This window comes from Kitasatospora sp. NPDC097691 (assembly GCF_040302665.1).
Classification (GTDB): Bacteria; Actinomycetota; Actinomycetes; order Streptomycetales; family Streptomycetaceae; genus Kitasatospora.
Genome location: NZ_JBEORY010000004.1, coordinates 159,989 through 181,961 on the forward strand (window position 1 = coordinate 159,989; position 21,973 = coordinate 181,961).

19 protein-coding genes are annotated in these 21,973 nt (G+C 75.7%); 3 read left to right on the forward strand and 16 right to left on the reverse strand.

Going from position 1 to position 21,973, the window contains the following annotated elements:
* Positions 1-41 precede the first annotated feature (41 nt).
* From kilB to ABTY56_RS04740, 14 genes are all read right to left on the reverse strand, one after another.
* Complete coding sequence (gene kilB / locus ABTY56_RS04675; RefSeq protein ID WP_350626519.1) at positions 42-527, reverse strand: plasmid transfer protein KilB; 486 nt, start codon at positions 525-527, stop codon at positions 42-44.
* A 92-nt stretch (positions 528-619) separates the two neighbouring features.
* Positions 620-4,624: a LysM peptidoglycan-binding domain-containing protein gene (locus ABTY56_RS04680; protein WP_350626521.1), complete on the reverse strand. Its 4,005-nt coding sequence runs from the start codon at positions 4,622-4,624 to the stop codon at positions 620-622.
* On the reverse strand, positions 4,624-5,019 hold the full coding sequence (locus ABTY56_RS04685; RefSeq protein WP_350626523.1) for a hypothetical protein: 396 nt from the start codon (positions 5,017-5,019) through the stop codon (positions 4,624-4,626). The genes ABTY56_RS04680 and ABTY56_RS04685 overlap by 1 nt, the downstream gene beginning before the upstream one ends.
* Positions 5,020-5,233: 214 nt before the next feature.
* Entirely contained in the window at positions 5,234-5,695 is a 462-nt protein-coding gene (locus tag ABTY56_RS04690) for a TadE/TadG family type IV pilus assembly protein (RefSeq protein ID WP_350626525.1), read from the reverse strand.
* Positions 5,692-6,066, reverse strand: a complete 375-nt coding sequence (locus ABTY56_RS04695) for a TadE/TadG family type IV pilus assembly protein (RefSeq protein WP_350626527.1) — start codon at positions 6,064-6,066, stop codon at positions 5,692-5,694. The genes ABTY56_RS04690 and ABTY56_RS04695 overlap by 4 nt, the downstream gene beginning before the upstream one ends.
* A 32-nt stretch (positions 6,067-6,098) precedes the next feature.
* Positions 6,099-6,395 (reverse strand): hypothetical protein, encoded by a 297-nt coding sequence (locus tag ABTY56_RS04700; RefSeq protein WP_350626529.1) that lies wholly within the window; start codon positions 6,393-6,395, stop codon positions 6,099-6,101.
* A gap of 47 nt (positions 6,396-6,442) precedes the next feature.
* Entirely contained in the window at positions 6,443-7,321 is an 879-nt protein-coding gene (locus ABTY56_RS04705) for a hypothetical protein (RefSeq protein ID WP_350626531.1), read from the reverse strand.
* Positions 7,318-8,280 carry a type II secretion system F family protein gene (locus tag ABTY56_RS04710; protein WP_350626533.1) on the reverse strand — a complete coding sequence of 321 codons (963 nt, stop codon included), beginning with the start codon at positions 8,278-8,280 and terminating at the stop codon, positions 7,318-7,320. The genes ABTY56_RS04705 and ABTY56_RS04710 overlap by 4 nt, the downstream gene beginning before the upstream one ends.
* Positions 8,280-9,899, reverse strand: coding sequence for a TadA family conjugal transfer-associated ATPase (locus ABTY56_RS04715; protein ID WP_350626535.1), 1,620 nt, complete (start codon positions 9,897-9,899; stop codon positions 8,280-8,282). Before ABTY56_RS04715 ends, ABTY56_RS04710 begins: the two co-directional genes overlap by 1 nt.
* Positions 9,889-11,265 carry a CpaE-like family protein gene (locus ABTY56_RS04720; RefSeq protein ID WP_350626537.1) on the reverse strand — a complete coding sequence of 459 codons (1,377 nt, stop codon included), beginning with the start codon at positions 11,263-11,265 and terminating at the stop codon, positions 9,889-9,891. Before ABTY56_RS04720 ends, ABTY56_RS04715 begins: the two co-directional genes overlap by 11 nt.
* A complete protein-coding gene (locus ABTY56_RS04725) occupies positions 11,265-12,158 on the reverse strand; it encodes an SAF domain-containing protein (RefSeq protein ID WP_350626539.1) in 894 nt (297 codons plus the stop codon). The genes ABTY56_RS04720 and ABTY56_RS04725 overlap by 1 nt, the downstream gene beginning before the upstream one ends.
* Before the next feature lie 64 nt (positions 12,159-12,222).
* Complete coding sequence (locus ABTY56_RS04730; protein WP_350626541.1) at positions 12,223-13,179, reverse strand: hypothetical protein; 957 nt, start codon at positions 13,177-13,179, stop codon at positions 12,223-12,225.
* Positions 13,173-13,796 (reverse strand): hypothetical protein, encoded by a 624-nt coding sequence (locus ABTY56_RS04735; RefSeq protein WP_350626543.1) that lies wholly within the window; start codon positions 13,794-13,796, stop codon positions 13,173-13,175. The genes ABTY56_RS04730 and ABTY56_RS04735 overlap by 7 nt, the downstream gene beginning before the upstream one ends.
* A 137-nt stretch (positions 13,797-13,933) precedes the next feature.
* Complete coding sequence (locus ABTY56_RS04740; RefSeq protein WP_350626545.1) at positions 13,934-14,785, reverse strand: hypothetical protein; 852 nt, start codon at positions 14,783-14,785, stop codon at positions 13,934-13,936.
* Between the two features lie 230 nt (positions 14,786-15,015).
* Here ABTY56_RS04740 and ABTY56_RS04745 point away from each other — a divergent pair, with 230 nt between their 5' ends.
* The 3 genes from ABTY56_RS04745 (at position 15,016) to ABTY56_RS04755 (ending at position 17,679) form a co-directional block, all read left to right on the forward strand.
* The gene (locus ABTY56_RS04745) at positions 15,016-15,459 is read left to right on the forward strand and encodes a pyridoxamine 5'-phosphate oxidase family protein (protein ID WP_350626547.1); all 444 of its coding nucleotides are present in this window, start codon (positions 15,016-15,018) and stop codon (positions 15,457-15,459) included.
* A gap of 148 nt (positions 15,460-15,607) precedes the next feature.
* On the forward strand, positions 15,608-16,060 hold the full coding sequence (locus ABTY56_RS04750; protein ID WP_350626549.1) for a MaoC family dehydratase: 453 nt from the start codon (positions 15,608-15,610) through the stop codon (positions 16,058-16,060).
* A gap of 407 nt (positions 16,061-16,467) precedes the next feature.
* The gene (locus ABTY56_RS04755; RefSeq protein WP_350626657.1) at positions 16,468-17,679 is read left to right on the forward strand and encodes an MBL fold metallo-hydrolase; all 1,212 of its coding nucleotides are present in this window, start codon (positions 16,468-16,470) and stop codon (positions 17,677-17,679) included.
* 141 nt (positions 17,680-17,820) lie between these two features.
* Here ABTY56_RS04755 and ABTY56_RS04760 read toward each other — a convergent pair whose 3' ends face one another.
* Positions 17,821-20,580, reverse strand: a complete 2,760-nt coding sequence (locus ABTY56_RS04760) for a DUF7824 domain-containing protein (protein ID WP_350626551.1) — start codon at positions 20,578-20,580, stop codon at positions 17,821-17,823.
* Positions 20,577-21,932, reverse strand: a complete 1,356-nt coding sequence (locus ABTY56_RS04765; protein ID WP_350626553.1) for an SWIM zinc finger family protein — start codon at positions 21,930-21,932, stop codon at positions 20,577-20,579. Before ABTY56_RS04765 ends, ABTY56_RS04760 begins: the two co-directional genes overlap by 4 nt.
* Positions 21,933-21,973: the final 41 nt, after the last annotated feature.

A 21,973-nucleotide genomic window follows, 5' to 3' on the forward strand; every position in this document is an offset into this window, starting at 1 on the left:
TTCCGCACACGAAGTCCGAGCACGAACCACCACCGGGCCGCCTACGGCAGCGCGTGGGACCCGGTCGCGAGACGTTCGGCAGCGGACGCGATGAACGCCGAGACCGCTGCCTCGAACTCGACTTCCCGGTCCTTGAGTTCGGCCGCACCGGCCGCGTCGCGCACCGCCCCCGCAGACGCGAAGGCGGCATCGGCGAGCGGCTCGGGACGGCCGGAGACGAGCTGCAGCCGGAAGCGCGCCGTCTCCGCCAGGGCGCCCAGCCGGTCGGCCTCGGCGAGCGCCGCGTCGAGCCCGACCGGGTCCGACCGGCGCAGCCACACGGTGACGACCGCCCGCTTGAGCTCGGTGACGGCCGCGGCGAACCCGCTGTACGCGACCAGGAGTTCCCGGCGTAGCAGTTCCTCGCGTTCCCTCGCCTCGGTCCGCACGGCGGCCCGCTGCTGGAGCAGGTGGGTGCCGAGCGCGCCCAGCAGGGTGCCGAGGACCGCGATCAGACTCGTCAGCACCGCGCTCATCGTGCTCAGCACCCCACTCCACGACCGACGACGGTGCGTCTCGGCCGCGCGGCAACGTCGGATGCCGCGCGGCCGGGGACGGTTCCCACCCGCGACACAAGCCCTCAGGACCCGGCGAGCAGGTCCCGCAGCAGGGCGACGGTGTCGGAGTCGAGATCGCGGCCGGTGCGGCGACTGAGGGCGTCCAGCCGGTTGACGGCGCGCAGGAGCTGGTCGCGGGCACCGGCCGAGGCGTAGGCGTAGAACAGGTCCCGGTGCAGGAGCTCGACGTCCGGGGCCACCGCGAGGCCGCGGAAGACCGCCGCCTCGGCGCTGCGGTGGTCGCCGTACTGCAGGCGGCGGGCGGCCAGTTCGTGGGCGGTGTCGACGATCGCCGCGATCATGTCCTGGCGCTCGGCCTCGGCCCAGCCGTACGAGGCGGGCGGGGCCTCGGCGAACGGGGCGCCGCGGACCAGGGCGAGCGCGTGGGCCAGGGCGGCATCGGCGGTGGCACTGGTGCTGCGCATGCCCCGCCGGTAGAGGCTGCGGAACTCGTCCCAGTCGCAGGTGACCGCCGGGGCGAAGGAGTAGCCGTCGGCGGTGTCGGTGGGCAGGAAGGCGCGACCCTCGGGCGAAGTGCCGAACCAGGCGGCCAGGTCGACGAGTTTGCCCGGCAGCGGACTCCTCGCGTCGGCCGTGGTGGGGTGCGGATCGAGGTGCGCGGCGCCGGGGTGCAGGTCGTGGTCGAGGGCGTGGTGGTCGGAACCGGGGCGCAGCGCGAGATAGACGGCGAGCTCGGTGAGCCGGGGCAGTGCGCCGGGTTCGGCGGTGCCGAGCACGCCCGCGACGTCCACCGGGCCGAGCAGCCGGATCCGCGGTGCGTTGCGCTGGGCGTGCGCCTCCGGGGAGCGGAGGATGGCGAGCAGGTCGTCGCTGTCGCTGCGGCCGGGCGTGGTCCGGGCGACGGGGGCGACCGCGGCGGGTCCGGGCTCCGCGGCCGGACCGGGCGCGACGACGGGGGCCACGGCGGGCTCGGTGGCGCCGGCTTGGGCTTCCTCTGTCTCCACGGCCCCGGACCGAACTCCGGCCCCGGCCTCGGCTTGGTCATCGCCCTCGGCCTCGGCCTCGGGGGTCGGCTCCGCGGACCGCACCGCTTCCTCGTCCGGCCCCGGCTCCGGCGCGCCGGCCCCCGTACCGGTCGGAACCACCGGCACGACCGGAACCACCGGCACGACGGCGAGCACGGCCGTCGGGGTGTCCACCGCTTCCACGGCACCGTCGGCGCCCCCCGCGGCGGCCTGCTCGGCCTCCTCGACCTCGGACGCGCTCGGCCGCCGCAGATCCCGGGTCGCCTCGTCGCCCGCGGCCTGCCGCCCCTGCCCGTTGACCGCGAACCGGGCCGGACCGGCCGGAACCGCACTCGAACCGCCGGGAACCGCACCGCCTGACGCCGGACCGCCCGACGTCGCACCGCCGGCCGCACCACCCGACGCACCACCCGACGCACCGGCCGGGACCGGCGCCGGAGCGGGCGTCACCGGGTCCGTGCCCGCGAACGGGCTGGCGCCGGTACCGATGACCCGGGCGAGCAGCCGCGGTCCGGCGGCCGCGTCCGTACCGCTCTCGTCCGCACCGCCCGAGGCCCCGACGGCGGCCAGCACCGGTACGGCGGCGGGCAGTTCGGTGGTGTCGGTGTCCTCCGGACCGTCCAGGGTCCAGGACGGGGCGGGGTGCTGGGTGGTGTCGTCGGCGGCCCGGAGCAGCTCGGCGACCTGGTCGTACTGCCGTCCGCTGAGCCGCTGCAGCTCGACGGTGAGGTGCAGTCCGGGGATGGCGGCCTGGCCGGAGGTGGGGAGCGTCCAGCGGGCCACCGGCCCGGTGCCGCGCTCCGGGGCGCGGGTGATGACGGCGACGCAGGTGCGCGGGCGGCCGTCGAGCAGCCGGCCGAGTTCGGCGGGGATCTCGCCGCCGGGCTGCTGCGCGCAGAGCACGATCTCGGGGGTCCACGCCTCGTCGGCCTGGCCCCGGCTGCGGGCGTCGCGCGGGCTGGCGGCCTCGGCGGCGACCAGGGTGGCACGGGCCTTGGCGGTGCGCGGGCCGAGGGCGGCGAGCGCCGCCTCCAGGGTGGGGTGGCGGTGCACGCGTTCGGCGGCCGGGCCGCTGATCGGCACCTCCTCGGCGAGGTCGACCAGGTGCAGGTGGAGCCGGTCGGCGAGCGGACTGTGGGCGAGCTCGATGGCGAGGGTGCGCAGCACGTCGCGGGCGTCGTCCGGGTGGCCGGAGAGGTGGAGCAGCCGGACGGCCTCCAGGTCGGCGAGGACCACCGAACCGTCGGGCGAGGTGCCGAGGGTGACCAGCGCGGGATACGGAGCGGCGGTCTTGCGGGCCTGCGCGGCGCTGAGCATGTCGCCGGAGTCGGCGCTGCACCACCAGACGTTGGCGGCGTGCGCGGCGCGGAACGGCGCGATCGGGGTGGCCGGGCCGGACAGGTGCAGCTCGACGGTGTGGCCGGGGGTGATCCGGGCGGCGACGATGGCGGGCAGGCGCTTGCCGCCGCGCACGGTGTTGCGGGCCAGGGTGCGCAGGGCGCGGTCCAGCAGTTCCAGGCCGGCCTGGTCCTGCCGGGCCATCAGCTCGTTCTCGAAGGCGGCGGCCTCGACGGCGGGCATCGCGATGCGGTGCCGGGGGCGGCGGGCGCGCTGCTGGGTGCCGCGCTTGTGGGCGACGGTTCCGATCATGATGGCGGCGAGCAGGACGCCGACGGTGGAGGCCGTGAGGGCGATGGTGTAGTCGTCGCTGGGGGCCGGGTCGGCGTGTGCGGCGGGGGCGGGCGCGTGGGTGGGCGCGTGCGTCGGCGCCGGGGCCGACTGCGGGGCGCCCTGCGAAGGTGCGGGGGCCGGGGCGGGCGTCGGAGCAGGAGCGGGCGCAGGCGCAGGAGCGGGCGCCGGAGCGGGAGCCGGCGCCGGTGTGGCGGCCGCCCCCGGCACCGTGAGCACCATCCCCGGCACCACCACGTCCGGGTCGGTCAGCTGCTCCCCGTCCGGGGCCTGCACCCCCTTGTTCGCCTCGAAGAGCTTCGGCCACTCCTCGCCGTCCCCCAACTCCCGCTGGGCGATGGCCGACAGGCTGTCCCCGGACTGCACGGTGACGGTCCGCTGCCCGTTCGCGCCCGCCCCCGGCTCCGTGCCGGCCTGCGGTGTCGTCCCCTGCGGAGTCGCCTGGGGAGTCCCCTGTGCCGCGCCGCCCGAGGGAGCGGGGACGGGTGCCGGGGTCGGGCTCTTCGCCTCGTCCGGCTTGGCATCCGCCGGCATCAGCAGTTCCCAGCCCGGCTGAATCGGCCGGTCGGCGTCGAAGCGGGTACCCGAATCGTCCATCGCCCGGCCGTCGTTGAGCCTGGCGATCTCCACCCACCTTTCTCCCGAACCAAGTTGGCGTTCGGCGATGGACCACAGGCTGTCGGCCGGCCGGCTGTCCCGCACCGTGTAGGTGGGCTGCTGCTCGGCGGCGGGCGCGAGCGCGGGTGCGGACTGCACGGCGGGGAGCGCGGCGCGCTGCACGCCGGGGGTCAACTGGGCCTGGACGGCGGGGGTGTGGGCCAGTTCGGGAACGGCTGCGAAGGCCGAGCCGGCCACCGGCAGCAGGGCGAGCACCGAGCCCACCAGTCCGGCCGCGAGGCGCTGGCTCCAGCCGAACGCCGGGATCCGGCGGGCGATCCGGCCGCGCAGCTGGGCGGGGATCTCCAGCAGGACGGAGAAGGCGAAGCACGCCCAGGCGAGCCAGCCGACCACCACCAACGCCCACAGGAACAGCCGTCCGTCGTCCGGACTGGTGAGCGCCTCGCCCACGCCGCCCGGCGCCACCTCGCCCATCCCGGCGACCGCGTGGGTGCCGTACAGCAGCAGCGCGGGGACGCCGACCAGCAGGACGAGCAGGGTGACCAGCGCGGCGACCGCCGTGATCAGGGCGCCCCCGCGGCCGCGTCCGCGCGGCGGTCGGGGCGCCTGGGCGCCGGGCCGTCGCGCGCCCCCGCCGCCTCGATGCGCGGCCCCGGCCCGGCCGTTGCGGGCCCGGGCGGTCCGGGCCCGGTCCTGGGCGGTTCGGGCCTGGTCCTTGGCACGTGGCGCGGCCATCAGTCGGTCTCCGCTTTCTCGACTCCGTGGACGAGGGTCGCACTGCCCTTGCCCGTTACCTTCCGCTCCCCGAGGGCGCCCAGCAGGACCGGCCGGTAGTCGGCCTGCACGGTGACGGTGACGACCTTGCCGTCACCGGAGAACTCGATGCCGCCGGCCTTCAGGCCGTACAGGCCGAGGTAGGCGTCGGCGGCGTCCCGCACGTACTGCTCCTGGACCTTGAAGCCCTTCCCCTGCAGCACGGCGGCCTGGTCGAGCTGTTGTCCGCCGACCCGCGCGGCCTCCTGGGCGTAGGCGTCGGTGCGTTCGGCGACCCGCAGTCGGCCGCCCGCGTCGATCACCAGGGCGATGACGAGCACGACGTAGGCCGCGCAGATCGCCACGAAGAGGGCCACCGCGCCCCGGTCGGACCGTCGCGCCCAGGCAGCTCGCCGCAGACGGCTCAACACCCGCATCCCCTCCCCCCGATCCGCACGTCGCTCTCCCCACCGGCCCCCACCGGGTGCCACTCGGTACCGTTGTGTCATCCCCCGAGCGCTCTCCGCTTGCGTCTCCCCCGCACGGGCCGCCTCCAATCCCCCGTTCTGCCGGTGGTGGCGGCGCGCGCCCTCATGCGCCCCGGTAACGGTCCACCACCGAGGTGAACTCTCCGACGAGGTGCTTCGTCACGGGCACCCCGGACGGTCCGCCGACCAGGTCGGCCAGTTCGACGTCGCAGACCACCGTGACCTTGACGGTCCGGACGGTGCCGTCCGGCACCTTCAACTGCCCGGCCTCGACGCGGACGTCCCTGTTCCGGCAGACCACGCCCTGCTGGCCCAGCGTCGCCAGGGCGGACTCCTTGGCCTGCGCCTCCACCACGTCCGGATCGCGCTGCAGCGAGGCGGTCCGGGCTCCGGCGCGGGCGGCGGCCTCGACGGTGCCGGCCGCGGTCTGCACCCGCCCGGCGGCGATGGCCACCAGGACCAGCCCTACCACCGCCGGGGCGACGATCGCCGCCTCGATCGCGACCCCGCCCCCGTCCCGCCGCAGCCGTCGCCACCGGCGCAGTACCGGGAGCCGCCGGCTCACGGCTTCACCACCGGCGGCACGAAGCGCTCCCGCGGCGCCTCGGCGAACTGCCGGATGACGGGCGCCGAGAGCCCGGGTATCAGCAGCGGCGGCGTCAGCTCGACGGTGACGCGGATGGTGGTGGCCGAGCTGCCGTCGGTCCTCACCTCGTACCCGTGCGCCCCCTGCCGCTCCAGGAAGTCCCGGGCCTGCCGCACCGCCGCGGCGTTCTTCTGCTCGTCCGTCGCGTTCCCCTGCACCCGCCCGGCGTCCACGCCCTCGCGGGCCGCGGTCAGCGCGACCTGCCGGTCGAACCAGATCAGCCCGGCCTGGACGGTGAGCAGCAGGAGCAGCAGGACGACCGGGAAGACGATGGCGAGACTGACGCTCATCGACCCCCGGTCGCCACGACGGATGGGGCGCTTCATCCCTTGGTGGCTCCGCCCGCACCGCCGGCACCGCCCGGCATGTTCGGGTCCTGCTGGACCTTCTGGACGACCTTGTCCTTCAGCAGGTAGAGCGCGGTCGCGACGGCGCCCGCGACGAAGACCAACGCGATGATGGCGAGGGCTAGTTCGATGCTGATGGCGCCGCGGTCGCCGCGCGCGCGGGCGGCCCTCAGCCGGCCCAGCCGCAGTGTGAACAGCAGCAGGGCGAACTGCACGGGCAGCAGCACGGGGCGCAGTACCCGGCCTGCCAGGTCGGCGAGTCGAACGTTCATCGGGTTCTCCGTGATGTGGTGTGGTGTCAGCCGCTCGGGCCGGTCGATCAGTTGAGCATCTGGTGGAGCGCGGGGAAAACGATCAGGACGGTCATCAGCAGCGTCAGGGCGGCCCCCGGCGCGACCATCCGCTCGCTGTCGGCGTTGGCCCTGGCGAGGTCCTCGGCGAGCAGTTCGCCGCGCAGGCCCTTGGCGCGGGCCCGCAGGGTGTCGTACACGGCGGCACCGTCGGTACCGGACAGCCGCATGATGTCGGCCACGTCCTGCAGTGGAGTGAGGCCCAACTCCTCGGCCAGCGCGTCGAGTCCGGCCCACGGCGGGAGCCGGTCGGTGGCCGCGCGCTCCAGTGCGTCGCGGATCCGCCGGAACACCGCGCCCTGGCCGACCGAGGCGGCCCGGCGCAGCGCCTCGGCGGGGCCGCAGTCGGCGGCCCGCTCCAGCGCGACGAGCTCCAGGTAGGCGGCGATGCCGTGCAGGTACTCGGTGCGCGCCTCCTTGGCCTCGCCGCGCACGACGGCGTCCGGGACGAACCACAGCAGGCCGGCCAGCAGCGGCCCGGCGACCAGCGGCAGCGCGAAGGGCAGGCCGATGTCCATCAGCACGGCCATCGCGCCCAGGTACGCGGGCAGCACCAGGCCGAGCGCGGCGAACAGCAGCTTGTGCACCATGAACCGGGCCGGGGTGCGGCCGATCAGGGCGAGTTCGCGGCGCGGGACGGAGACCCCGCGCAGCCGGACGGACCGCTCGCCGATCCGGTCGTACCAGCGCGGCCGTTCGTCCGGGTCCTGCGCGCGGTCGGCGGGGACGGCGTGCAGCCGGTCCAGCGCCTGGCGCAGGTCCGGGGGCGCCGGCCGCAGTTCGGCGACCAGTAGGGCGACGCCGCCGGCCGCGACGGCACCGGCCAGCACGGACCAGGGGGAGATCACCGGACCTCCCCGAGCTGCTCGGTCGGCTCCTGCTCGCGCACCTGCGCGCCCGGCCGCAGCCCGCTCCTGCTGCGCCGGTCCGGCGTGAGCAGCCGGGGCACCGGCGGGTGGGAGGCCAGCGCCCGCATCCAGGCGATGATCGCCACGAACAGGGCGGCGACCACGGCGAGGACCAGCTGGCCGAGGACGGTGCCGTACGGCCGGGTGTACTCGGTGTTGAAGGAGCCGACGGTGACGACCAGCACGATGATGCCGACCAGCCAGCGGATGGTGGTCCGGTGCTTGGCCCGGTCCGCCTCGATGGCGCGGCGCTGGCGGACCTCCTCGCGGACCGAGTCGGCCATGTCGGACAGCGTGCGGGCCAGGCCGGGGCCGCTGTCCCCGGCGCGCAGCACGAGCGCGGCGAGCACCTTGTCGGCGGTGGCGTCGGCCAGGCTGTCGGCGAAGGCGTGCAGCGCCTCCTCGGGCCGCCAGCGGGCCTGCAGCCGGGCGGCCAGCTCGCCGACCTCGTCCTCCAGGGCGGCGGGGGCGGTGCGGCGGCTGGTGACGATGGCCTGGTTGAGGCCGACGCCGAGCAGCAGCACGTCGGCGATCCGCTGGGTCCACTCGGACAGCGCCTCCAGCCGCTCGATCCGGTGGGTGTCCGGGCGGGTCGTGTCGAACAGCCAGGGCAGGCCGAAGACGGCCAGCGGCACCAGCAGCGCGGCCAGCGGGATCCCGGTGAACAGCCAGGCCAGCGGCGCGCCGACGAGCGCGAGCGGCAGCTGGACCCGGCGCAGCCGCACCATCCGGGCCGGGGCCGCCCCGGGGGCTCCGTACCAGAACACGTGGGCGCGCCCGGTGAGCGGGTTGGTCCGGGGGGCCGTGTCCTCGTCGGCGGGCTCGCTGCCGCGGGCCCAGGCCACCAGGGCGACCAGGCCGCCCGCGACCGCCAGCCCGCACAGGGCGAACAGCAGCATCACCGCGCGCCACCGCCGATCCGCAGCTGCAGCGGGGTGGCCCAACTCCCGTACCGGGAACCGAGCAGGCCGGCGTCGAAGCCGGCGCGGCGCAGGTCGTCCAGGCACTGCGGCGGGGTGTGCGGAACGGCCCGCGGCTCGCCGAGGTCCGGCCGGGGCCCGAAGACGGTGTTCAGCGCGGGCCGGCCGCTCTCGCCGAGGCCGGTGACCTCCAGGACGTGGGAGACGAAGCGGTGCCGGCGGCCGCCGACGGCGGTCTCGTCGACCATGGTGACGTGCACGATGAGGTCCAGGGCGTTGGCGGTGAGCCGGTAGGCGAGCGAGTCGGTCATGTGCGAGCCGTACTCCAGGCAGAGTTCGGCGATGCGGTCGACCACCATGTGCGGGCCGCGGGCGTGCAGGGTGCACATCGAGCCGCCCTCGCCGTTGGTCATCACGCGGAGCATCGGCACGACCTCGCCGGATCGGACCTCGCCGACGATGATGCGCGAGAGCGTCATGCGCAGCGCGGCCGGGATGAGGTCGCCGATCGTCAACTCCCCGGCCATTCGCCCCTCGACGCGTTCGCCGTTGCCCTCGCGGGCCTCCATCGGGACGACCTGGCGCAGGTGGCCGAGGGTGTGCAGCCAGAGCTCGAACTCCGACTCCAGGGTGCCGATCCGCTCGTCCGGCGGGATCTCGGCGGCCATGGCGCGCAGCAGGCTGGTCTTGCCGACGCCCTGGGTGCCGGTGATCATCACGTTCTTCCGGGCCCGGATCGCGGCGGCCAGGAAGGCGGCCAAGGTGTCGTCCAGGGTGCCGAGTTCGACCATCTCGGGCAGCGTCGCGGAGGCCACCCGGTGGCGCCGGATCGCCACGTACGGGCGGGGCGTCACCTCGGTGAGCGCCTGCAGGCGCATGCCGCCCTCCAGCCGCAGCGCGAGGGTCGGGCTGGCGGTGGACAGGCTGCGCTCGCCGCCGCCGTGCTGGCGGGCCAGGTCCTGCAGCAGCTCGATGAGTTCGGCGTCGCTGTCGGCCACCGGCGGGACCTGGCGCAGGGGTTGGTGCACCTTGGAGACCCAGACGTCGTCACAGCCGTTGATCAGGATGTTCTCGATCTCCGGGTCGTCCAGGTAGGGCTGGAGCCGCCCGGCCCGGAAGAGCAGGTCGAAGACGGCCTCGGCGAGGGCGCGGTCCTGCTCCCGGGTGGGCGGGATGCCGTGGGTCTGCGCGTAGGCGTCGGACCAGCGGGCGACGGACTCCTCGATCAGCGCCCGGCCGCGCTGGCGGCGGGTGGCGCGGTCCGGCTCGGCGCCGGAGGCGGTGGTCAACCTGCTGATCTGCTGGTGCAGTTCGGCCGCGACCTGACGCTTGAGCTCCCGGGCGACCTGCGGGTCGACGGCCGGCCGGGTGGCGGCGCCGCGCACGTCCAGCGAGGGCAGCTGGGCGGGGACGGCGGTGGGCGCGGCCGCGCCGGGGGCGACCGGACCGGGCACGACGGGCTGCGGCGCGACCGGGCCGGTCGCGGCGGCGGGCGCCTGCACGGCCGCCGGCGCGGGCGTCGGTGTGGGCGCCGGTGTGTTCCAGGGCAGCGCGGCCGGGTCGGTCGCGGGGATCTGGTGCAGGGGGCTACCGCGCACGGAGCACCTCCCCGGGATTGTGCGGGTACTGCCCGTTCACCTGTACCTGACCATCCGTCACCACCGGTTGCTGAAGCGGGTACTGGTCGTCGGGATCGGCCCGCTGGGGCGACTGCACGTGCGCCGGGAACGGCGCCGGAGCGGCCGGCTGCGGCGCCAACCCGGCCAGCGGCGCCACCGGACCGGTGGTGATCACCGGCGGGACGGGCTGCGGCGGCGTGTACGACGGCGGCTCGGTCTCCTCCGGGCCGAAGGGCGACTGCCCGTACCCGGCCTGACCGTATGCCGGCGTGCCGTACGCAGCCGCGCCGTGGGTCGGCGGCGCGTAGGCCGACTGCCCGTACCCGGCCTGCCCGTAGGTGGTCTGTCCGTACGCGCCCTGGCCGTACGTGCCCGGGGCGGGTGTCGGCATCGGCTGGGTCGGCACCGGCGGCGCGGGCACCACCGGGGTCGGCACCACCGGGGTCGGCACCGCGGCCGTCAGCGGAGCGCCGACCGCCGGGGCGCCCGCTGCCGGAGCGGGCGCCGTCGGGAGGGCCGGTGCTGCCTGAGCGGACACCGACCCGGGGGCGGAGTTCGGCGCGAGCCGCTGCCGTCTGCGCCGGACCAGCAGCTGCACCTCGTCCGCCGCCGACCGCGCCGTCCGCATCAGCTCGGAGCGGATGAACCGCCGGTCGGTGGTGTCGCCGCCGTCGGAGAGCACCTTCGCGGTCCGGGTGGCGTGCGGCAGCACGCCGAGCACCGGCAGCCCGAGTTCGCGCGACACCTCCGCCCGGGTGTACGGCCCCTCGGCGACCAGCATCAACCCGAGCGCGTCCGACCCGGTGCCGGCGGAGGCCAGGTCCTCGACCAGGGCGGACAGCCGGGGCCGGACCGCGCTCAGCCCGCGCAGCGTGGTCCGCACCGTCACCGCCACCACGTCCGCCCGGCGGGCCAGCACCGCGCTCGCGCCGGTGGCGCCGGAGCGGCCGAGGTCCACGATGACGTCGTAGCCCTGCTGCTCGATGCCGTGCAGCAGCTCGGCGAGCGGCTCCCAGGTGTAGGCGAGGCCGGGGGCCTGGGTGGGGTCGGTCAGGCCGGGCAGCAACAGGCGCTCGGCGTCGCCGTCGGGCGAGAGGTCGATCAGCTGCTCCCAGATGGTCTGCGCGAGCAGCCCGCGCCGGTCGGCGACGGCCAGGTTGCGCAGCCCGTACACCGCCTCGACCCGGCCCTCCAGGGCGCCCGCGAGCACGGCGCCGCCGTCCGGGTCGGCCTCGACCAGCAGGATCCGCCGACCGGCCTGGAGCGGCCAGGCCAGCAGCAGCGCCAGCGCGGTCGTGGTCGCGCCGGGCGCGCCCGGGCCGCCGACCACGGCGATCACCGCCATCAGGCGCCCCCGGTCGCGCTCGTGGCTCCGGGCGCACCGGCCCCGGCGGCCGGCGTACCCCCGGCCGGCGCACCGGCGGAAGGCGCACCCGCGGCGGGGGTGCCGCTCGGCGCCGGGCTCGGCGCCCCACCACCGGCCGCCCCACCACCGGCCGCGGCGCCACCGGCCGCGGTTCCGCGCGGAGCCAGCAGCACCTGGATCCGTCCACTCGCCACCCACTGCGCCAGCCGTGGCCCGTCGGCCGTACCGACCGCGACGTCGATCACCTGGCTGCCGTCGGTGTCCGCCCGGCCGACGGTGATCACCGTCGCGGGCAGCGAGTCGGCCCGGCCGTTGTCGGGCGTGTAGACCACGACCAGCTGCACCCCCGGCTGGAGCCGGCCGGCGGGCAGCTGACTGCGCCTGGCCGACACCCCGACCACGATCTGCCCGGGCTGCACGGTGAGGCCCTGGGCCAGGTCCCCGCTGGTGAGCATGGCGCCGCGCTTGAGGTCGGTGGCGGCACGCATGCCGATCGCCTTCGTCCGGTCCTGGGCCGACACCGGGTGCAGCGCCGGGTCGCCCGCGATCCGGGCCACCACGAGGTCGTCCTCGGTGATCACCTGACCCCACGGCACGTCCCGGGCGAGGGCCAGCACCGCGACCCGCTGGCCGGTGCTGTTGTAGAGGACGGCCCCGCCCAGCCCGCCGGCCGCGATCAGCGCGACCGCCATCGCCAGCACCGCCGGGCGCCGCCGCCTGGCCCGCATGGTCCGCGCGGGCGCGTGCGGCGCCGCCCGCCCCCGGCCCTTGCCCGGAGCACCGCCCTGCTCCTGCTGCTCCGGGAGCGCCACGGACGCCCCGGCGCCCGCGGGTGTGCCGGATCCCGGCGTCGCGAATGTACGGTTCTCCACCGGGTTCCGCCCTTCCCTCGTTCGTCTCTGGCTCGTCAGTAGTCGAATCGCCCTGGTGGCAGCGTCAGTTGAGGACCTGTACCTCGGCGACCCGGAGCGTGAAGAGCGGACTGGTCTGCTTCATGGGGATCTTGAAGGTCCGCGGGTTCGGCCCCCCGACGACGACGACGGTGGCTTCCCACTTCATCGTCACCGTCGCGGTGTACACGCCGTCCTTCTGCTTGCCGGACGCGGTCTTGAACACGAAACCGCAGTCCGGGGACGGGGCCGCGCCGTACTTGGGGTCGTACGGCGTTCCGGCCGTCGCACAGGTGGTCGTGAGGCCGTTGTCGAAGTCCCAGTACGACTCGACCAGCTTGGGGGTGACGGTGACCGAGATGCCGCGCACCGCCGCCGTCCCCGGCGGGGGCGTCGCGGCGTTGTCCGCCCAGAGCCACACCGGCGAGTTGACCACCGCCGTGCCGCCGGGCGCCACCCGGCCCACCGGCTGCCCGAAGGCGACGTTCCGCTTCGCCTCCTCGACGGCCCTGGAATCGTCCAGCGCGGTCGCCGCGCCGCCCGGCGCGTTGGCCAGGAAGACGATCTGGGCGCCGTCCTGGCCCCCACCCGTCTGCGGACAGACCTTCGAGTAGAGCGCGCCGTCCTTCGGGTCGTGGTTCTCCCAGGCCGGGTCGCCCGCCGCCGGCGGATCGTCCAACTCGCGGAAGTAGCAGCCCACACCGCTGTCGAACCAGCCCCACTGCGGGTCGTAGCAGGCCCACGGGACCCCGTGGTAGCTGCAGAGCTGCGGACCGCTGTCCGAACCGCCGCCTCCCCCGCCGCCGCTCGGCTTCGTCGAGCCGGGTGCGGGGGTCTTTCCACCGGAATTGGCGCCCGCGCAGATCACGTTCGGGAAACACTGCTCGGCGCCGCCGCTCGGTGGTTCGTCCGCCGTCGCCGTCACCGCCGAGGACAGCAGCACACCGGCCGACAGCGACGCGACGACCGCGAACCGCCGGGCCGGTTTCCGCACGTTCAGCATGTCCGGTCCACCTCCCGCTTGAACTCGTAGATCAGCCAATGTGCTTGGAACAGTCGCAGCGACGCGGTCGCGACATACCTGTTCAGGCGCTGGGCCGGATCCTTTGCGGCCCCGGTGACGGCGTCGACGCGATGCCAGCCCGTCAGATCGACGCAGTCCTCGATCACGGCGGTTTGCGGATCGGCTTTCAGTCCCACGGACTTGACCACCGGAGAATTGCGCGGTGTTCCGGTCATCACCACTTTGGCGTCGTGGAGTTGCCGGAGACCGTCGAGGGCGTCGGACAGGGCGCGCCCCGAGGAGTACTGCTCCAGCGCGTAACCGTCCGAATCCGATCGCCCGAAGAGCTCGGCCTGGGCCTGCCACCAATCCTGATACGCCCTCAGCGCAGCCCGCCCCATCGCCCCTTCCGGGCCGTCGGTCGGCGCGATCGAGGCGTTTGAGGAACCACTCGAAGGAGTTACCGGGACCACTCCCGCAACGGTGGGCGCCGCCGACCCGAGGTGATCGACGGAACCGCCGGAACCACCACCCGCACAAGCGCCGAGCAGCAACGCCAGAACCGCCCCACCGACCCCAACCGCCCCAGGGCGCAACACATTTCCGCGCTGCCGCATTGCCCCACCTCGTCGCGACCGACCCGGTCCGTGATCCACGGCCGCCAGAACAATTCCGCTGTCCCGCCGGTCTTTCCGCTGGGGATCGATTCTTCGCCAACCCACCCCATCACGGCAACACCTCAGGCCCCCTGACCTTACGCGGAAGGCGGTTCCGTCGGGGCACTTTCCCGCCACAGAACGGCCAACAGTTCTTCGGAAAGCGACAATCCGGCCAATGCGCCCCGAACCGCGGCCCGATTGCGCATCAACAGGCGTCCGCCGTGCGGCGGAACGAGCAGGCGCGCGCCCGGCGCACCCGAACTACCGGCCGACTCTCCCCCGTCCGTCAGCGCCGCCACGGCAGGCTGGAGATCGAGCGGGGCGACGGCCGCGGGGGCCCCCGGGACACCTTGGCGCAGGACGGTGGTCAGGGACCGGCTGAACGAGCCCTCACCGCCCGGCAGTACGGCGTCCCGGCCGCGTCTGCCCGCGGTGTAGCGGCCGATCCGGCCCCACAGCGGGACGCGCGAGTAGCCCAGCAGTTCGCCCGCGCTGTCCTCGCCGCCGCGCTCCAGGGCCGACCAGGTGTCCCGGTCGGCCACCGCGTCGATCAGCAGCAGCGCCTCCTCGTGGTCCCCGTGCACCATCGCGCTGACCACCCAGTCCCAGGCGAGGCCCCTGCGGTAGGCGTTGTCGGGGGTGCTGCCGCCGGTGACCAGGGCGAGCCGGCGCCCGCGCGGATCGGCCACCAGCTGGCCGACCAGGCAGACCACCAACCAGCGACCGCGGTGCTGGGCCGCGTCCCGGACAGCGGTGAGCATCGCGTTGGCGTCCGCGTCCGGCGGCGCCGTGACGACCCGACAGCCCGCCGCGCCGGTGTCGAAGCACATCCCGGGCAGCACCTCGGCGAGCAGCCGGGCGCCGTCCGGTGCGAGCGCCGCACCCCCGAAGGCCCGGTCGGGCCCGCCGTCCGCCCCGATCACCACCAGATCGACCCCGCCCGCCATCGGTTCCCCCTCCTGGCCGGCCCCGGCGCACCCGGGGCCGCCGCCCTCACTGCGGTCCGCCCGCCGCGCTGCGCGGCGGGCCACCGTTCGCGTCACCGCTTCCGGTTCGCGTGACCGTTCCGCCGCCGGGCAGGCTATCGCCCGGGCGGCCGCCGACGGGGCTCCCGGCCCGCCCGCTCAGGGACCATGGGCCCTATCGACGCACGCGCCGACCGAGGACGATCGGACGCATGGAGCGTGAGGACCGTGTGGAGACCCTGAGCGAGGCCGAGTGCCTGCGGCTGCTCAGCACCGTGCCCGTCGGGCGCGTGGTGTACACCGAGCACGCACTGCCGGCCGTCCTGCCGGTCTCGTTCGAGGTCCTGGACGGGCGGCTGGTGCTCGCGGTGCGCCGGGGAAGTGCCACCGCGCGCGGGCTCGACGGCACAGTGGTGGCCTTCCAGGCCGATCTGCTGGACCCGGTCACCCGCACCGGGTGGAGCGTGCTGGTGCACGGGCGGGCCGACGTGGTGCGCGATCCCGACCAGGTGCGGCGGGTGCTGCGGTCCGGCCTGCGGCCGTGGGTGGGCGACCCGGAGCCGCTGTTCGTCGCCCTGGTGCCGGAACTGGTGAGCGGTCGGCGGCTGTTCCCGACCGGGCTGGGCGCGGTGGGGCGCGCCGCGCTGCGGCCCTGAGCGGCCGGGCGACCGTGGCCTGCGGCCCGTGGGCCCGTGGCCCGCAGGCCCGGTTCCGGGCTCGGGCTCCTGACAGATACCGGTGGGTAGGCATACGCTTCCGGCGTCCTGGCCCCTCCGCGGGCCCGTCCCCCTCCAGGAGCGCACCGTGACGACCTTCGCCTCCCTCGCCGAACTCACCGCCGCCGTCGGCACCGAGCTGGGCACCAGCGAGTGGCACACCATCGAGCAGCGGCAGATCGACCTGTTCGCCGAGGCGACCGGCGACCACCAGTGGATCCACGTGGACCCGGAGCGGGCCAAGGAGAGCCAGTTCGGCTCGACCATCGCGCACGGGTACCTGACCCAGTCGATGATCCCGGTGCTGGCGAAGGAGTGCTACGCCGTCGAGGGCGTGCGGATGGCCCTGAACTACGGCTCGGAGAAGGTCCGCTTCCCGGCCCCGGTGCCGGTGGGCACGGCGATCCGGGCCACCGCCGAGCTGCTCTCGGCGACCGAGGTGCCGGGCGGCGTCCAGGCCGTGGTGCGTTTCACCATCACGAGTGAGCGCAGTGCCAAGCCGCACTGCGTCGCGGAGACGATCACGCGCTTCTACGCCTGACCGCACGGAATCGGTCGCCGGCGACCGGGTCGGGCCCGGGTCAGGCCGTCGGCACCACCCGAGCCCGCCCGGGTACGCCCGAGCCCACCCGGGTACGCCCGAGCCCACCCGAGCCCGCCCGGGTACGCCGATTGGACCGCGCCGGGCCCTCCACCAGGTCCGGACGGCCCACGGCGAGTAACCTCCGACGAGATGGTTGTCGCACCGCAGTGGCCCAGGCCGCCGGCCGTGACCCCGGCCGTGCCCCGGCCGGCACCGCGGTGCGCGCCCCGGCATGCCCGGTCGCCGTGACCGTCCTTGGAGGAGCCGTGCCCCGCCCCGTCCCCTGGTTCTCCCGCCTCGCCGGTCTGTCCTCGCAGTTCGCCCCGCCCTCCGCCGGCCCCGCCGCCGACCGCGCCGTCCCCGGACTGGCCGGGCTGCCCCGGGCCGCCTGGCACCGGGTGCGGACCGACGCGTTCGGCGCCGAGCCCCGGGGCGAGCGGCTGGCCCGGATCCGCCGCTCCCCGCAGTTCGCCGACGGCGCCTTCCGCAACCCGGTACCGACCCGCCGCCTGGTGTACGAGCGCAGCCCGCTGGAGATCACCCGCGCCCAGCTGACCGGGGACAAGACCCGACGGGCCCCGACCGCCGCCGTACCCGTGCACCGGCTGCTCCCGGGCGACCTGGCCACGCCCCCGGAGACCGGGCTGCGGCTGACCTGGCTGGGCCACGCCACCGTGCTCGCCGAGATCGACGGACGGCGCGTGCTGCTCGACCCCGTCTGGGGCGAACGCTGCTCCCCGTTCGGCTGGACCGGCCCCAAGCGGCTGCACCCGGTGCCGCTGCCACTGTCCGAACTCGGGCCGGTGGACGTGGTCGTGGTCTCCCACGACCACTACGACCACCTGGACATGGCCACCATCCGGGCACTGATCGGGACGGAGGCCGTGTTCGCCGTACCGCTCGGGGTCGGGGCACACCTGGAGCACTGGGGCGTGCCGGCCGGGCGGATCGTCGAGCTGGACTGGTGGGAGTCCGCCGAGGTCGCCGGACTCACCCTGACCGCCACGCCCGCCCGGCACTACTGCAGCCGCGGCCCGCGCACCAGCACCCTGTTCCTGTGGGCCTCCTGGGTGGTGGCCGGCGGCAGGCACCGGATCTTCCACAGCGGGGACACCGGCTACTTCCCGGGCTTCGCCGAGATCGGCCGCCGGCTCGGCCCGTTCGACGCGACGATGGTGCAGGTCGGCGCGTACAGCGACTTCTGGCCCGAGGTGCACATGACGCCCGAGGAGGGCGTCCGGGCGCACCTGGACCTCGGCGGCGAACTGCTGCTGCCGATCCACTGGTGCACCTTCAACCTCGCGCTGCACCCGTGGGAGGAGCCCGCCGAGCGGGTGGTCACCGCCGCCCAGGCGCTCGGCGCCCGCCTCGCGATGCCCCGGCCCGGCAAGCCTTTCGAGCCCGCCGACCCGCCCGCCCTGCGCCTCTGGTGGCGCGCCGTCGCCGCCCCGCGTGACAGCGAACCGCCGACCGGCGAGCGGGCGGCTGTGGCAGGGGCGGAGGCGGGAGCGGGGACGGCCGCGGGAACGGCTGCGAAGACGGCCGCGACGCGCGAACAGGTCACGGAGTTCAGCTGACCGGCTGACAGGGTTCGGCAGACGGATTTCAGTCGACAACTTTCAGCGAACAGATTTCAACATCTGTTCGCTGAAATCTGTTCGCTGTCGTCTGTCGTCTGTCGTCTGTCGCCTGTCAGCCGCCAGCCGCCATCGCCGCCCTCACCCCGCGAGGACGTCGCGCAGTGCCCGGGCCTCCCTGACCACCCGGCTCGACCCGGCGCGCCCCGCCACCGCCGTCACCTCGGCCAGCGGCCCGCGTGCCCCGGTACGCCGGGCGCAGTCGGCGGCCAGCGCGACCAGGTCGCCGAGCCCCCGGACGGACGAATCGGCCTCGTCCAACAGGCCCGGCAGCGCCGGACCGAGCACCGACCACACCGTCGCACGGGCACCGGTCTCCGCCGCCATGGTGAGCGCCGCGCCCAGCCGGGTGGCCAGGACCGTGCCGCAGGCCACCAGCCCGCCCAGCTCGCGCCCGAGCAGGTCGCCGTCGAGGTCCCCGCGCGCGGCGAGCACCAGCAGGGCGTCCACCGCCGCCGTCCGGTCCTCGGCGTGCCGGGCGCCCAGGCCGTACGCCAGCGCGAGGTGCAGCGCCGGCCCGGCCGGGCCGCCGGACTCGGCGAGCAGCGGCAGGTGACGGCCGGCGCCGCGTTCGTCCCGGTCGGCGCCCGCAGCGAAGGGGTCGAGCCAGCGCGCGGCCAGCTCCTCCCGGTGCCAGGGGAGCATCGCGAACCAGTGGGCGATCGGCCGCCCGCTCCACTCGTACACCCTGCGGGCGCGGGCGACGCTGGGCTCGGTGCCGTCCAGCAGGGCCCGCAGCTCGGCCGGGAGCCGCTCGCCCTCCGGCCCGCCCGGCCCGGCGCCGATGCCCGGCTGGGCGACGGCGGTCCGCTGGACGTCCTCCCACCAGCGGTCCCCGTAGACGTCGGTGCGCCGCACACCCCGGCCGGGAGCGAACACCACCCGCTCGGACGGCTGTCCGGGCAGTCCGCCGGTGCGCAGCCAGTGCGCCAGCCGGCGTCCGGCCGGGGAGGTGAGCGCGTCCGCCGCCTTCGCCACCGCCTCGTCCGTGTGCACACCGACCCGCAGCAGGGCGGCGGACAGGTCGAGCTGCCCCGGCGTGACGCCCACCGCCTCGTACCCGGCGAGCCGCTCGACCAGCACGGCGGCGTCCAGCGAGCCGGTGGCGTCCGTCGGGGTGGCCAGCAGGTACGGCGGCCTGGTCGCGGTCACCTGCCAGGCCGCCTCCTCCAGTCGGGCGGCGAGGACGGCGCCGTGGACGGTGACGTGCGCGCCGCGCAGCGGGGAGCCGCCCCGTCCGCTCAGGGCGTCCCAGAGCCGCCGCGGCGGTGTCTCGCCCGCCACCGCGGCCACCACGAACAGGACGTCCCGGGGCACGCAGTCCCCCCACCGGCCGGTGCCGCTCCACGGGTGCTCGCGGCGAACCGGCTCCAGCGCCTCGATCAGCGCGGCCCGGTCGAGGTGCGCCTGCCGGACGAGCCCGTCCAGCACCCGTTCGAAGGCCACGACGCCGGGCTCGCGGGACGCGAGCAGGGCGGACAGCTCCTCCGCCAGCTCGGCAGCCGAGGCGACCGGCGCGCCGAGCGGGCTCGGCCGCGGGACGGGCGGGAGGGCTTCGTTCCACCCGGTGGCCGGATCGGCGCCCTCACCGCCTCCGACAGGTGCGCCGAACAGCTCGCCCGCCCGGCGGTGGTGGACCGGGTTCAGCGCCTCGGCCGCGAACCGCAGCTCCGGCAGCACCGCCCCGCCCGCCGCCCCGAGGTGACGGGCCACCACGTTCAGCGCGCGCTCCTGGACGGCCGGGTCAGCGTGGCCGAAGGCCTGGGCCGCCGCGAGCACCACCGGCCCGGAGCGCTCGGGCGCGTGCCGGGCGGCCCGCTCGAGCCGGCCCAGCTGGGCGCGCACCAGCTTCTTCTCCGTCCGGAACAGCAGCACCGCCGAGGCCTCGTAGAGCACCTCGGGCTCGATCAGCCCGGCCTCGTCCAGCTCCGCGAGGACCTCCTGCGCGTGCCCGGCGATCACCGACAGCCCGTCCAGCAGCGCCACCACGTCCCGCACCCGGGCCGCGTACTCCTCGGGCGTGGGGGCGAGTGCCCGCAGCACCTCCAGGAAGGCCCGCTGGTCGGCCGGCTTGCCGCCGCGCAGCAGTCGGGCCACGCAGCGGTCGATCGCCGTCCCGCGGTCCACCACACCGGCCGCGGCCAGCTCCCCGATCGCCTCCGTCCAGACGTCGCCGGGGCGCGGGCTCAGCCGGGACGTCAACGAGTGGCCGACGTCGGCCAGTTCGAACACCACGGGGAGCAGCGCCGGAGTGAAGGTGTCCGTGCGGAGCTTCTCGGCCAGCGTCGGACGCGGGCCGCCAAGGTCGAGGGCGCACTCCAGCCAGTCCCGGACGAAGGCCTCGCTGCGCGGCACCTCGCAGCCGGTACGCCGGACCACCGCCTCGACGAGCCGGTACATCGACCAGCCCACGGCCCGCGCGGGCCGGGCGGCCAGCCGGGTGGCCACCTCGATCTGCCACTCCTGCGGCCGTGCCTCGACGACCGCGTGCAGTTCGGGATACTGGGCCCACTCCCGGGACGTGAAGTCGCTGCCGGCGAGCCAGGCGGCGGCGGCCGCCGGGCCCGTGTGGCAGCCGGCCCCGGCCACCAGCAGTGCTCCCTTGGCCTCGACCGCCGTGTGCGACCAGTCGTCACGGAGCTCCTTGCGCAGCTCCTTGAGCGCGATCAGGCAGTCCCGCCGCTGCGCCCGGTCCAGCCCGGCCAGCAGGTCCGGTATCACCTCGACGGACCCGCTCCGGACGGCCGCGCACAGTTCCACGACCGGCACCGGCACCGGCACCACACCCGCCACCGCGTCCTCCACCGCGCTCACGCGCCCGATGCCCCGCACCGTGCTCACGCTCCCGCCTCCCGCACCATCGCGACCGCCAGCACGTGCTTGCACGGCCCGCGCCCGCCGCGGTACTTGCCCCACCACAGGCAGGTGCAGCCGGTCCGCCCCGCCTCGTCCGTCCGCACCCGCTGGATGTGGTCGTCCACCGTGACCACGGCCGTCGTGCCGCCCTCCTCCATCCGCACCGCTCCCGCCTCGACCAGCGCCCGGGCCGCCCGCAGCCGCGGGTTGGCGGCCTCGGCGCGCCCGGCCTCGTAGGGGAGCTGACGGTGGAAGTACGCGGCCTCGGCGGTGTCGTAGCCGATCTGCCCGGCGGTGCCGAGCCGGGTGAGCGCGGCGCGCACCCGCTCGGGGCTCAGACCGGACTGCTCGGCCAGGTCCCCGACCTCGATCCGCGGCTCCCACGCGAGCAGCACCGACACCAGCTCTGCGTCCTGCTCGGCCGTACCGGTGGCGAGCGCGTCCAGGACCCCGCCCTCGCCGGAGAAGCCCCGGGAGGCATCGGGCGACAGCGTCAGGGTGAGCCGCATGCCGGGCAGCACCGCCTCCCAGGCGGAGGCGGTGGGCTCGCCGGCGGCCACCGGCCCGTAGACCCGCAGGGCGAGCGCGTGTCGCAGCACCCTCTGCAGCGCCACCAGCCGCTCGGGCCCGGGCAGGCAGATCGCGCCGGGCACCGGGCGGGTGGTCGGCCGCAGCGACCGGCCGGCCGGGACGACCCAGCCGACGCCGCCGCGCCCACCGCGCGGCAGCGAGCGCAGGAACCTCACCGCCTCCGCCGCGGGCAGCTCGGCGCGCAGCTCGAAGCCGGCCGCGACGACCTGGGTCTCGGCGAAGCCGCGCAGCCACCGCTCCGGCAGCGGCACCTTCTTCTCGACCAGCGGGCCGTCGAAGCTCGTGACCTCCAGCGCGTCCGGCCCGACGGCGAGGTGCAGCGGGTCGGCGGGGCCGATCCTGGTCAGCGCCTCGCGCAGCGGGTTGTTGACGTCCACGTTGGTGGTGCCGTGCCCGATCTCGTCGCCGTCCAGCCCGGCCTGCAGCACGTCGAGCCGGGCGTAGACACCGCAGCAGCCGGAGAAGGACTCGAAGCGCAGCCGGTCCCCGTTGGCCGTCACCACCGGGTCGAGCGAGGCCCGCAGCTGCGGCTGGTGGTAGCGCGCGGCGGCGACGTCCGCGACCGCGAGCAGCGCGGCGGCGGCCGGCGCGGGATCGGCCAGGAAGCCCGCGAAGAAGCGCGGGTTGGCGGCCGCGCCGAGCGGGGTGGCGCCGCCCGAGGTGGCCAGGTCGAGGTGCCGGCCGTCGGCTCCGTCCAGGACGGCCGACGGGCGCAGATAGGCGTACGCGTGTGCGGATTGCGTCATGGCGAGCACGCTAGGTGAAGGGACTGACAGTCCGCCGAAGC